This is a genomic window from Alteromonas sp. 07-89-2 (genome assembly GCF_013113925.1).
GTDB lineage: Bacteria > Pseudomonadota > Gammaproteobacteria > Enterobacterales > Alteromonadaceae > Alteromonas > Alteromonas macleodii.
Map to the genome: position 1 here is coordinate 1 of NZ_VTYM01000019.1, position 12,360 is coordinate 12,360.

Sequence of the window (12,360 nt, forward strand, 5' to 3'; positions counted from 1 at the left end):
AAGCCTTTTACTCTTTGTCACAGTCCTTTAACTTAGCCCGCTAGGCTTGCAGGACTGTTTCGCGATTAAAAGGCTTCCATTTAGACCAAAATTCGTACACCAAAAGTCAACAGGCCCTAGGCTGAAAGAACCTTTTCAACAAGCTGGTTTTTCTGCTCCTGCGGTAAAAAACTTGCCTTGAAACTATTTGCTACCAACGTACGAATTGTTTTTTCGTCAATACCCAGCGACTGGTGCAACGCTTCAAAATTGTCATTTAAGAAACCACCAAAATACGTAGGATCATCAGAGTTAACCGTGACCAGAAGCCCAGCATCAAGAAGCTGGACAATATTGTGGTCTTTCATGTCATCAATTACGCAAAGCTTGAGATTGCTCAACGGGCAAACAGTAAGTGGAATTTGTCTTTCTTTCAAGAGGTCCATAAGCGCCTCGTCTTCTTGGCAGCGCACACCGTGATCAATACGATCAACGTCCAATAGCTCGATGGCTTCCCAAATGTAAGATGCCGGTCCTTCTTCTCCAGCATGGGCGACAATTTTAAATCCCAGCGCTTTGGCTTTTTTGAAAACACGTTCGAACTTTGATGGCGGATGGCCAAGTTCGGAGCTGTCTAACCCTACCGCCGTGATGTGCTCGTAGTAGGGCTCTGCTGCAGAAAGCGTATCGAAAGCAGCATCTTCAGGCAAATGACGAAGAAAAGACATGATTAAATAGCTACTGATACCGTATTCATCTTTTGCTTTTTCCATCGCCTTCAAAAAGCCTGGCATGAAAATATCGAAACCTATGTCACGCTCTGTATGGGTTTGCGGATCAAACATAATTTCTGTGTGGACGATATTGTCCTCATGACACCGCGTTAAGTATTCCCACATTAAAGCAAAGAAATCATCCTCATCGCGAAGCACGCCCGCCCCTGCATAATATAAGTCAAGGAAGCTTTGTAGATCTTCAAAGTTATACGCCGCTTCTATCTCTTCCACGCTAACATAAGGAAGTGATACACTGTGCTTTTCAGCTAGGCGCCACATAAGTTCAGGCGTTAAGCTACCTTCTATATGCAGATGCAGTTCGGCCTTTGGAATGTTTTTAATTATTGATGACAGCGACATGGCCCCTCACTTATTTGCACCACAACAATGCAATGGCATTTAATTGGTGCGTAATAGTTTATCTTTAATGCTATCTGTAAACGAGTTCTATTGCTCATTTAGGTTTTGTTTGCGGTTTTTTTGACTTCATCTATGTTGATTACTAACCGTTTGGCTGGCTTTGTGCTGCCTGGCTAGTGACCTTGAGTCACGCAATGGCTATTAGTTAGTCATTGTACTGAAAAGTAAGTTAGCACAAAACACACCAACAAGTTGACTAATTGGTCAGTTTATTGCTTTCAACGCACAAAACACACAATGAAATACTAACAGAGAACTCTTGATGTCCAACAACGTAATCGAACGGCTATTTAAGCTGCAGGAACACGGAACAACAGTAAGAACAGAGATCATTGCAGGACTTACTACGTTCGCAGCCATGTCTTATATACTCGTGGTGAACCCAGGTATTCTTGGGTTAAGTGGCATGCCCGTAGAGGGCCTAATTACAGTGACAGCAATAGCGGCGTGTATTGGCACTTTAATGATGGCGCTAATGACTAACTACCCTATTGCGTTGGCACCAGGTATGGGCTTGAACGCCTTTTTCGCGTTTACCATTTGTCTTGGTCGTGAAATTCCATGGGAAGCAGCGCTTGGAATTGTTTTCTGGAACGGCATTCTCTTTTTACTCCTTTCTCTTACCGGAGTTCGAACCAAAATAGCCGAGTCTATACCGCCTTCTCTTAAAATCGGCGTGCAGTGTGGCATAGGTTTGTTCATTGCCTTTATCGGCCTTAAAAATGCGGGGCTGATTGTTGATAATCCTGCAACCTTTGTACAGCTTGGCGACCTTTCTGATCCAGCAGTAATGTTAGCGCTCATCGGCATTATTTTTACTATCGTTCTTATGGTGAAACGCGTTACGGGCGCTATCTTAATCTCTATCGTAACACTCACCTTAATTGGTGCTTTTATCCCCACTGAAAACGGTACCTTAACTGCAACGCCTTCTGCTGTAGTTGGCATGCCAGAATCTATTTCAAACACCTTTATGGCAATGGACTTTTGGTACCCAATTGATCACCTTGCTGAAACGTGGGACCTCATTTTCGCACTTATGTTTGTGAACATGTTCGATACCATTGGCACCTTAATCGGCGTATCTCGAAAAGCCAATCTACTTACTCCCGAAGGCAAGCTACCGAAAATTGGCTCAGCAATGACAGCCGATGCATCAGCGAGTATTGCTGGCGCATTAGTGGGTACATCTCCAGTAACTAGCTATGTGGAGTCCGCTACGGGCGTATCGGCGGGCGGCAGAACCGGGCTTACCGCAGTAGTGGTTTCTGTCTGCTTCTTACTCTCGCTATTTTTAACACCGCTAATGAAAGTTATCCCGCTAATGGCCACTACGCCAGCGCTATTGATGGTAGGTATTTTAATGATGGAATCGATTCGACAGGTTGATTTCGACGACTTAGGTGCGTTAGCCACTGCTTCTGTTGCACTTATCGCCATGCCGCTCACATTCAGCATTAGCGAAGGCATTGCCCTTGGTTTTATTACTTATGTTGGCATTAAGGTAGGTACGGGAAAATTTAAAGAAGTAACACCGCTCACTTATGCACTAGCGATTGTTTTCTTATTACGATACTTATTGGATTTAAAATAATTCAACGGCGCTTATTGGGTGCCTGTAAGTTAACGCTTTAGATACAAAAAAGGTGGCTTTCAACGCCACCTTTCTTATTAGACTAGGCAAGTGAAAAAGATATACGTTTACTTCAATCCATCGTAAGTGAAGGTAACGGCTTTATCACCCATAAATACGATTTTAACGTGCTTACTGTCTTCATTGCCCCATGTACATGCCATGGTACCCATTGTTTTTCCGCAGTTGTCAGCTGAACCCAGAATTGCTTCAACTTCGTCCTGAGACATACCCATATTAGGGGCTGTTAACCTTTTCTGTGCATTTTTGCAGCGTCTGTATGTCATCTAGACAAGGAGGATGTTTGAAGGTCTAGTGGGCCTAAATCGAAAACATTCAACGCAGTATAGATGACATACAGGCGCTGCCCGGAGGGGTCGTCATGGAAGCCTTTTAGACCAAAACTGCACAGAAAAGGATAACAGCCCCTTAGTTATCGTAGTTTTCTTTAGTCAGCTTTGAGCATGCTGTCAGCGCTAGCGCCCCAAGGGCAATAATGGCGAGTTTTGTTTTCATGGTTTTGTCCTTTATTAAGTGAAGGCGATAGCGCTCCATTTGTTTCACTTTCGTCTCTTCACTTTACTGTACTTCAAATATAGTAGGCGTACTGTAAACGCTACGTACGCGGCTTGTCACCACCATCTTTAGGATGAAGCTCCAACCAGTGACGGGCAATTTGCTCTCGTGTCGCTAGCCATACTTTATCATGAGACTTAACGTACTCGATAAAGCGCTTAAGTGCGGCGAGTCGAGCAGGCCGTCCTATTATGCGATTATGAAGGCCGATAGATAGCATCTTAGGCGCTTCTTCTCCTTCTTCATATAACACGTCAAACGCATCTTTTAAGTAGGTGAAAAACTGTTCCCCACTGTTGAAGCCCTGAGGCGTGGCAAAGCGCATATCATTGGTGTCTAATGTGTACGGCACCATCAATAACGGCTTGCTGTAATGGCAGTCGTAGTAAGGTAAGTCGTCAGCATATGAATCGGCGCAATATAAGATATCGTCGCGCTCTGCAATCAACTTCAGCGTATTCGGACTCGTTCTTCCTGTATACCAACCTACAGGTTTACTGCCCGTTAACTGCTCATGAAGAATAATCGCCTCATCAATTTGTTTACGCTCTTGCTCTTCGTCCATGTCTTGATAATGCACCCAGCGCATGGCGTGGCTGGCGATTTCCCAACCTGAATCCATCATGGCTTTTACGGCGTCAGGGTGTCGTTGCATAGCCATAGTGACGCCAAACACAGTAACGGGAATGTCGTATTTATTAAGCAAACGGTGTAAACGCCAAAACCCTGCACGACTACCGTATTCGTAAATAGACTCCATGCTGAGGTGGCGGTCTTTATACGCTTGTGCGCCGATAATTTCCGATAGGAATATTTCCGACGCCTCGTCACCATGAAGCACGCAATTTTCGCCACCTTCCTCGTAATTTAATACGAACTGAATCGCGATTTTTGCTTCGCCCGGCCACTTAGCGTGAGGTACATGTTGACCATAACCAATCAGATCACGAGGGTAAACAGACTCTGTCATGCTACACCTCGAAGTTTTCTGGCACAGATAACCCACAGCCACCGAGCACGAGTTTTACCACTTGTTTTGTAGCGTCTTCAAAATCTGATTTTGTCATCTTTTTACCGCGTAGACGGGTTATTTGCGCAGAGAAGTCAGCATAGTGCTGGGTACTAGCCCAAATAGTGTAAAGCAAGTATTCACCTTCAACAGGAGGCAGTTTGCCGGCCTTTACCCATGCATCAATAACCGCAAGTCGCCCCTTCATCCAAAGCGCATGCTCTTCATCAAAGTAGCCACTTAAGTTTTGTGCACCATTGATAATTTCCATCGCAAAGATCTTTGAGGCCATTGGATGCGTTCGCGACACTTCCATTTTCTCGGCGATATAATTGGCGAGTACCTCGGCTGGGTCGTCTTCTACTGTGGCTTTATCAAAACGTGAGTTCCACAGCGAGAGGGTTTCTTCTAGTACCGCTACGTAGAGCTCTTGTTTTGTTTTGAAATAATACAAAACGTTAGTCTTAGGAAGTCCTGCTTCATCAGCAATTTTTTGTACTGCTGTGCCTTTGAAGCCAAACTGTGCAAAACATTTTTCAGCGGCTTGGAGTATTTTTCTTCTGTTCATAGCGCCAACGCCAGCGTCAGCACTTTTTACCTTCATCATTATTATTAAAATTCCTTTGCAATCTACTTTGCAAGCGCACGGGCAGTATAAATGCTGCATGCCTTTTCGATAGGTTAGCATTTATTGCCGACGAGTTGCTATGCTCTTATAGATCATACATACCCTATGCAGGGAGTGTTAACCATACTAAAACACGAATTACGCGAATAGTTCAAAACCTTGCACGAATCTTGCCTTATTCTTTATTAACAAATCGACGTAGTGCTTAGCAAAAGAAAAATAGAAAGGTATCACTTCTTTTTTTCCAATCAAATTTGCGCAAAATCATGGCCTTTTAGAACTCGGCCTTTTTTTATAAGCAATAAATTGACCAAATGGTCTACTTTTATTGAAAAAATACAGCTATATTAATGAATACAAGAATGAATATAACAAGAAGGTGTGAGTATGATTCGCTTTCTAATAAATAACGATGTCGTTGAATTAAATGAAGCGCGGGCCGACCTCACCCTTCTACAATTTATTCGCGAACATCGCAAAAAAACAGGCACAAAAGAAGGCTGTGCAGCAGGAGACTGCGGTGCATGTACCGTAGTACTTGTGGAACCAGCCTCTTCAAATAGCTCTGCAGAACTTAATTATCGAACAGTGAATAGCTGCATCACGCTAATGAGTGCAGTTCATGGGAAGCAGCTTCTATTCGTTGAGCATTTAAACGATGGTAAACACTTACACCCCGTACAGCAGGCGTTAGTTGATCACCATGGTTCTCAGTGTGGCTTTTGCACGCCTGGGTTTATCATGTCGATGTTTGCCTTATACCACAGCAATACAAAACCAAATCGCGACGATGTGCTGCACGCTTTATCAGGCAACTTATGTCGCTGCACAGGCTACCGCCCTATTATCGATGCTACGATGGCGGTGTGCGAACAAACACCTGATGATCAATTCACTGCACGCCAAGCTGCCACCCTTTCTACATTGCTATCATTATCTGGTGAGAAACCCACTGGTACGGGAAATATCCATACGCCAACGTCTCGCGAAGAACTGAAGACTCTGATTCAAGCGCATCCAACTGCACAGCTAGTCGCTGGCAGCACGGATTTAAGCCTTCAGTTCACGCAACAGCTAAAAGATGTAGAAACGCTTATCAGTGTGACGCATATTGATGCACTAAAACAATGCACCAAAAGCGAGCATTCTCTTATTCTTGGTGCAGCTGTACCGCTAAATGATGCGGCACCTTTATTACTAAATGCATTTCCGCAAGTGGCTGAGCTTGTTACCCGATTTGCCTCGTTGCCTATCCGCAATCAGGCTACCATTGGCGGTAACGTGGCTAACGCTTCCCCAATTGGTGATATGCCGCCGTTATTACTCGCATTGAATGCCATACTGCATTTAGATAACGGCGAGAGCGTTCGTATGATCCCAATTAGCACATTCTTCACAGGCTATCGCGAGACCATGCTGGCGAAAGATGAATGGATAAGTGCAATAGAAATACCATTGAAACAGCCCAATCAAGTATTAGCTGCATATAAGATATCGAAACGATTTGAAGATGATATTTCTGCAGTATGCGCCGTATTTAATGTCACACTCGACAACGGCAAGGTAGAAGCCATTAGCAGTGGCTTTGGTGGTGTAGCAGCAGTTCCGTCAACCTGCAATGCGCTAGAAAACGTTTTGAAAGGTAAGCAGTTCGCTAGCAACGAATGTTTAACATTGGGCAAACAAGTCTTATTCGATGCATTTTCACCTATCGATGATGTGCGCGCTACAGCCCAATACCGTAAAACTGTTTTAGCTAACCTGTGGCATCGCTTCTGGTTAGAAAACCAAACAGCAAACCAAATTGAAACACGGGTGGTGCAGCATGCGTAAGTTAATTGATGCCCCTAATCCACTGCAACAAAACGACAAGCAAAGTGTCGTTCATGTATCTAAAAAGCACGAGAGCGCAACACGCCAAGTACAAGGCAGCGCCAACTATGTTGACGATGTTATTGAACCTCAAGGCACTCTTTATGCTGCCGTTGGTGTAAGCCAATGCGCAAAAGGTACGATTAACTCGATAAATCTTGACGCTGTTCGCCAAAGTGAAGGCGTTGTAGATGTGGTTACGATTGACGACGTGCCTGGCCATAAAGATATTGGTCCTGTGTTCGAAGGCGATCCGTTACTTGCTAATGGCGAAATCAAATTCTTCGGTCAGCCTGTATTTGCAGTGCTTGCCACTTCGGTAAACCTTGCCCGACAAGCTGCGCTAAAAGGGAAAGTAGAGGTGAGTGAAGCCAAACCTATACTTAGTGCCGAAGCTGCCCACCAGCAGCAAACGTTTGTGCGTCCCCTACATCGGTTTGGCCAACATACTGACCGCGTTGAAAGTACATTTGAAAAAGCGCTCCACCAAGCACATGGCACGCTCAGTATTGGTGGACAGGAACATATGTACTTAGAAGGACAAGTGAGCCTTGCGCTCCCTGATGAAGAAGATCGCATGAAAATCTATACGTCTAGTCAACATCCCAGTGAGGTACAAAAACTCGTTGCCGAAGTGCTCGATGTAAAATTGCACCGTGTAATGGTAGACATGCGACGTATGGGCGGCGGCTTTGGCGGAAAAGAAACGCAAGCCGCGCAATGGGCCTGTATAGCGGCTTTACTGGCATCGCGAAATCAATGTGCGGTTAAGCTTCGCTTACCACGCTTCACCGATATGCATGTTACTGGCAAACGTCACCCGTTCGAAAACGAGTTCGACGTGGCCTTTGACGAGACAGGTAAAATTGAAGCCACCCGCATGACAATTAATGGTATTTGTGGGCACTCGCCTGATTTATCTGACGCCATTGTCGATAGAGCCATGTTCCATGCGGACAACGGTTATTTCTTAGGTGATAGCGACATTGTTGGCCACAGATTGCAAACCAATATGGTATCGCACACCGCTTATCGAGGTTTTGGCGGACCGCAAGGTATGATTATGGCTGAAGCCATGATTGATAAAATTGCCCGTGCTATTGGCAGCGACCCCCTATCGGTAAGAAAACGTAATTTATACGGCCCCACGACAGGTAGTCTGACTCCCTATGGAATGAAGGTAGAGCACAACCTCTTACCCGATATGATTGCCGAGCTAGAAGAAACCGCTCAGTATTGGCAGCGCCGTGAAGCTATTGCAGCATTTAATCGCGAAAGCCCGGTGATTAAGAAAGGTTTAGCGCTAACGCCTGTCAAGTTTGGAATTTCATTTACCGCGAAGCATTTAAACCAAGCTGGCGCTTTAGTGCACATTTATACTGATGGTAGTATTCAGGTGAACCATGGTGGTACTGAAATGGGACAAGGGCTTCATACCAAAATAGGCCAAATTGCAGCCAATGAATTTGGACTAGATTTGGATATGATTGAAGTCACTGCAACACGCACTGACAAAGTACCTAACACTTCACCAACAGCAGCTTCAAGCGGCACTGACTTAAACGGAAAAGCCGTACAAAATGCGTGTATTACGCTAAAAGCCCGTTTGGCCGAGTGCTTTGCCAAAAGCTTAGGTCTAGAGGACCGCGCTGGCGACGTGCTATTCATTAATGAGCACGTGGTATTGGATGAGCACAAAATTACCTTTACCGAGCTTGTGCAGCAAGCGTATTTTGCTCGTGTATCTTTGTCTTCAAGCGGTTTCTACAAAACACCAAAATTACAGTATAACCGCGACACCGGTGAAGGCCGTCCGTTTTTCTATTTTGCCTATGGCGTCTCAATGAGCGAAGTCTCTGTCGACACACTTACCGGTGAATATACGGTAGATAAAGTTAACGTGCTCCACGATGTTGGCAACAGTCTCAACCCTGCCATTGATATTGGCCAAATAGAAGGCGCGTTTATTCAAGGTATGGGCTGGCTTACCACAGAAGACCTTAAATGGAATGAAGCGGGTAAGCTGATAAGTGAAAATATGGCGACCTATAAAATTCCGGCAATTGGCGATACGCCAAAAGAGTTTAATGTGAAGTTGTTTGGTAGAAAGAACGCTGAAGATAGCATTTACCACTCAAAAGCGGTTGGTGAGCCACCATTTATGCTGGCTATTTCAGTGTGGTGCGCCCTTAAAGACGCCATATCTAGCCTATCTGGTTACACAATTGACCCGCAACTAGATACACCAGCCACACCAGAACGCGTGTTAAATGCAGTAAGTGCTATGCAGCAGTCTTCCAGTCGAGGCGGTGTTTTATGACACTCACGGCAGCAAAGTCATCTCGCGCGCCCCAATCATTTCGTGCAACAAACTGGTATGAGGGAATAGCCGAATGCCAAGCGCGTAATGAAGGCTATGTGCTTGTGACTGTGGTTGGCACTGCAGGCTCTACACCTCGTGAACCCGGGAGTAAAATGGTGGTTACCGCGTCGCATAGTGTAGATACCATTGGCGGCGGGCATCTTGAGTTTGATGCCATTGCCCGCGCACGAGAGTACCTTGCCAAAGGCGAAGCATGCACTGAACTTCACAGCTACCCGTTAAGCAGTTCTTTAGGACAGTGCTGCGGTGGTGCGGTAAAGGTGCTATTTGACGTGTGTAACGTTCATCAGCAGCACATCGCCATTTTTGGTGCAGGCCATGTTGCAAAAGCACTGGTGCCTATTTTGGCTCAATTGCCTGTACGCATTTCGTGGATAGACAGTCGCGAGGAACTGTTTCCATCGTCTTTGCCAGCCAACGTGCACAAAGTCGTGGAAGAAGCACCAGAGAGCGAAGTTAGACACCTTGATGAGAACAGTTGGCTGATTATACTCACCCACGATCATCAATTGGACTATCGAATTACAGAGCAGGCGTTAAAGCAACCTTCGCTCCCCTTTGTTGGGTTAATTGGTTCAGACACCAAAGCAAAGCGCTTTATTACCAAGCTAACTCAGCGCGGGTTTGACGACAATGCGCTGACTAGGCTAGTTACCCCTATTGGCAATCGAGATATACCTGGCAAGCGCCCCATTGAAGTTGCTGTCTCTATATCTGCTCAAATTATTGAGCGTCTTCATATGAAAGAACCAGCGGGTTGCGCTGTTGGTAAATCAAGCGTTTCAGTGGAGTACGCCGAGAATAAGCGCCACAGACAGCAGACGCATCATTCCAATGAGAGACAACAAGTTTCGGCGCTTCAAAATAAAAAGGACACCACCAGTGACATTAAATGATGTAAATGTGCTAAGCACAGAAGAGGCTTCGTCGTGGTTTGAACAATGCTGCGCGTCGAAAACCTGGATTTACCAGATGGTGAAAGCACGCCCCTACAGCGATATCGATGCACTTACTAACCAAGCCACAAGCGCCTGGGCCAAATGCAGTGATGACGACTACCTTGAAGCTTTTACGGCACACCCCATGATTGGTGACGTTGATTCGTTGCGCAAAAAGTTTGCAAATACCAAAGCCATTGCTGCGGGCGAGCAGTCGGGTACAGCCAGCGCGTCCGAGGCCGTTTTACACCAGTTAAAGGAAGCCAATCACGCCTATTTAGACAAGCACGGGTTTATCTTTATTATTTGTGCCACCGGTCTTTCTGCGCAGACTATGTTAGAAGCATTACAAGCTAGGCTACCCAATACCACACAGCAAGAGATTACCAATGCTGCTGCAGAGCAAATAAAGATAACCCTATTGCGTATTAACAAAGCACTGGATTAACCCCCGTATTTTCAAAAATATGGTCAATACGCATTGAATAGTTTTTAAGGAAAATAGTATGAATACGCTTTCTAGCCACGTACTCGACACTACATTAGGTAAGCCAGCACAAGGCATTGCCCTTACACTTACACTACCTGACGGTAGCACCCTTTCGGGTGAAACGGATAATGATGGGCGTTTTAACAAGTGGGGCGTTGAAGACGGTTTTGCCGCAGGCGTTTATACCCTGCGCTTTCACTGCAAGCCTTACCTTGTAGAAACGCATGGCAAAAGTTTCTACCCACACATTGATATTACATTTGAACTTGATGAGAATGGCGGCCATTATCATGTGCCACTTCTTATCTCTCCATTCGGTTTCAGCAGCTACAGGGGCAGCTAACAAACATGCAGCTTTTTCGTGCAAGCATTGCGCACTTTCCTAACCAAACTACACAGTTCGATAATGACATCGCTATATTCAAAGACGGTGGTTTGTTAGTAGACAATAAAGAAATAAAGGACATTGGCACATTTGAAGAGATAGCAAAGCGCTACCCGGCTGCCAATGTGACAGATTTTTCAGGCAAGTGGATTTTGCCAGGTTTAATAGACAGCCACCTGCATTATCCGCAAACGCAGAGCATAGCCCATTATGGCGAGCAGCTGTTGAGCTGGCTTGAAAACTATACGTTTCCAACAGAAATGCAGTTTGCTGACAGTGAGCACGCCGAAACCATTGCTAACGTATTCTTAAGCCAATTGCTAAAGAACGGCACCACCACTGGTTTTGTTTTCACTACGGTTCATAAAGGTAGTAGCCAGGCGTTATTCAGCGCAGCTAGTGAAATCGATATGGCAATAGTGGCAGGTAAAGTATGCATGGACAGGAACTGCCCTAGTGCGCTTAATGACTGCGCCGACACAGCACAAGCTGACAGTGCAGAATTAATCGAAACCTGGCATAACAAGGGCCGCAACCGCTATGCGCTAACGCCCCGTTTTGCGCCAACCAGTACTGAAGCTCAGCTTGCTGCATTAGGGGAACTTGCCAAGCAGTATCCCGATGTTTTCATTCAAACACACTTGTCTGAGAACTTAGACGAGATTGCATGGGTGAAGAGTTTATTCCCTAAAGCGGACGGCTATTTAGATGTATATGACACCTACAACCTTGTGCGTGAACGTGCGGTGTTTGGCCATGGCATTCATCTTACGCCTAACGAATGGGCGCGCTTAGGCGAAAGCGGCGCTACGGTGGCCTTCTGCCCTACATCTAACCTGTTTTTAGGAAGTGGCCTTTTTGATATGACCGCAGCGCGTGCTAACAAGGTCCATGTGGCTATGGCCACCGATGTGGGTGCAGGCACTACGTTTAACATGTTTAAAACCTACGGCGATGCATACAAGGTTAGTCAATTGCGCAGCGAGCCCATCAGCCCGTTAGAAGGCTTTTATCTTATGACCCAAGGCGCGGCTGTAGCTCATGCGCTTGATCATGAAATAGGCAACTTAAACCCAGGCACCACCGCTGACTTTATCGTGGTTGAGCCTAGGTTTGACGAATTGACACAATTGAGAATAAAAGAAGACGCAGACTTTGACGATGTGTTTTTTGCCTTGAGTATTTTAGGTGATGACCGCGCTATCGACCAAACGTGGATAAGCGGCACCTGCCGCTATAAAAAAGAACATCATTAATAACAGGCTGCTGTA

12 protein-coding genes are annotated in these 12,360 nt (G+C 45.6%); 7 read left to right on the forward strand and 5 right to left on the reverse strand.

The window, feature by feature from the left end:
* Positions 1–116 precede the first annotated feature (116 nt).
* Positions 117–1,115, reverse strand: a complete 999-nt coding sequence (locus F0261_RS13220) for an adenosine deaminase (RefSeq protein ID WP_171338193.1) — start codon at positions 1,113–1,115, stop codon at positions 117–119.
* 322 nt (positions 1,116–1,437) lie between these two features.
* Here F0261_RS13220 and F0261_RS13225 point away from each other — a divergent pair, with 322 nt between their 5' ends.
* Positions 1,438–2,769 carry an NCS2 family permease gene (locus tag F0261_RS13225; protein WP_171338194.1) on the forward strand — a complete coding sequence of 444 codons (1,332 nt, stop codon included), beginning with the start codon at positions 1,438–1,440 and terminating at the stop codon, positions 2,767–2,769.
* A 107-nt stretch (positions 2,770–2,876) separates the two neighbouring features.
* On the opposite strand, the gene F0261_RS13230 is transcribed toward F0261_RS13225, so the two are convergent.
* The 4 genes from F0261_RS13230 to F0261_RS13245 form a co-directional block, all read right to left on the reverse strand.
* Positions 2,877–3,044 (reverse strand): hypothetical protein, encoded by a 168-nt coding sequence (locus tag F0261_RS13230; RefSeq protein WP_231514267.1) that lies wholly within the window; start codon positions 3,042–3,044, stop codon positions 2,877–2,879.
* Positions 3,045–3,237: 193 nt separating this feature from the next.
* Positions 3,238–3,372: a hypothetical protein gene (locus F0261_RS20120; protein WP_275446548.1), complete on the reverse strand. Its 135-nt coding sequence runs from the start codon at positions 3,370–3,372 to the stop codon at positions 3,238–3,240.
* A gap of 52 nt (positions 3,373–3,424) precedes the next feature.
* A complete protein-coding gene (gene puuE / locus F0261_RS13240; RefSeq protein ID WP_014949074.1) occupies positions 3,425–4,354 on the reverse strand; it encodes an allantoinase PuuE in 930 nt (309 codons plus the stop codon).
* A 1-nt stretch (position 4,355) separates the two neighbouring features.
* Positions 4,356–5,000, reverse strand: coding sequence for a TetR/AcrR family transcriptional regulator (locus F0261_RS13245; RefSeq protein ID WP_014949073.1), 645 nt, complete (start codon positions 4,998–5,000; stop codon positions 4,356–4,358).
* 408 nt (positions 5,001–5,408) lie between these two features.
* On the opposite strand from F0261_RS13245, the gene xdhA reads away from it, so the two are divergent.
* From xdhA to guaD, 6 genes are read left to right on the forward strand one after another with little or no spacing between them, the layout of a single operon-like run.
* Positions 5,409–6,854, forward strand: a complete 1,446-nt coding sequence (xdhA, locus tag F0261_RS13250; protein ID WP_014978976.1) for a xanthine dehydrogenase small subunit — start codon at positions 5,409–5,411, stop codon at positions 6,852–6,854.
* On the forward strand, positions 6,847–9,213 hold the full coding sequence (xdhB, locus tag F0261_RS13255) for a xanthine dehydrogenase molybdopterin binding subunit (RefSeq protein WP_171338195.1): 2,367 nt from the start codon (positions 6,847–6,849) through the stop codon (positions 9,211–9,213). Before xdhA ends, xdhB begins: the two co-directional genes overlap by 8 nt.
* Positions 9,210–10,172: a xanthine dehydrogenase accessory protein XdhC gene (gene xdhC, locus F0261_RS13260; protein ID WP_014978974.1), complete on the forward strand. Its 963-nt coding sequence runs from the start codon at positions 9,210–9,212 to the stop codon at positions 10,170–10,172. The genes xdhB and xdhC overlap by 4 nt, the downstream gene beginning before the upstream one ends.
* A complete protein-coding gene (uraD, locus tag F0261_RS13265; RefSeq protein ID WP_014978973.1) occupies positions 10,159–10,662 on the forward strand; it encodes a 2-oxo-4-hydroxy-4-carboxy-5-ureidoimidazoline decarboxylase in 504 nt (167 codons plus the stop codon). Before xdhC ends, uraD begins: the two co-directional genes overlap by 14 nt.
* A gap of 58 nt (positions 10,663–10,720) precedes the next feature.
* The gene (gene uraH, locus F0261_RS13270) at positions 10,721–11,047 is read left to right on the forward strand and encodes a hydroxyisourate hydrolase (RefSeq protein WP_171338196.1); all 327 of its coding nucleotides are present in this window, start codon (positions 10,721–10,723) and stop codon (positions 11,045–11,047) included.
* Between the two features lie 5 nt (positions 11,048–11,052).
* Entirely contained in the window at positions 11,053–12,345 is a 1,293-nt protein-coding gene (gene guaD, locus F0261_RS13275; RefSeq protein ID WP_171338197.1) for a guanine deaminase, read from the forward strand.
* Positions 12,346–12,360: the final 15 nt, after the last annotated feature.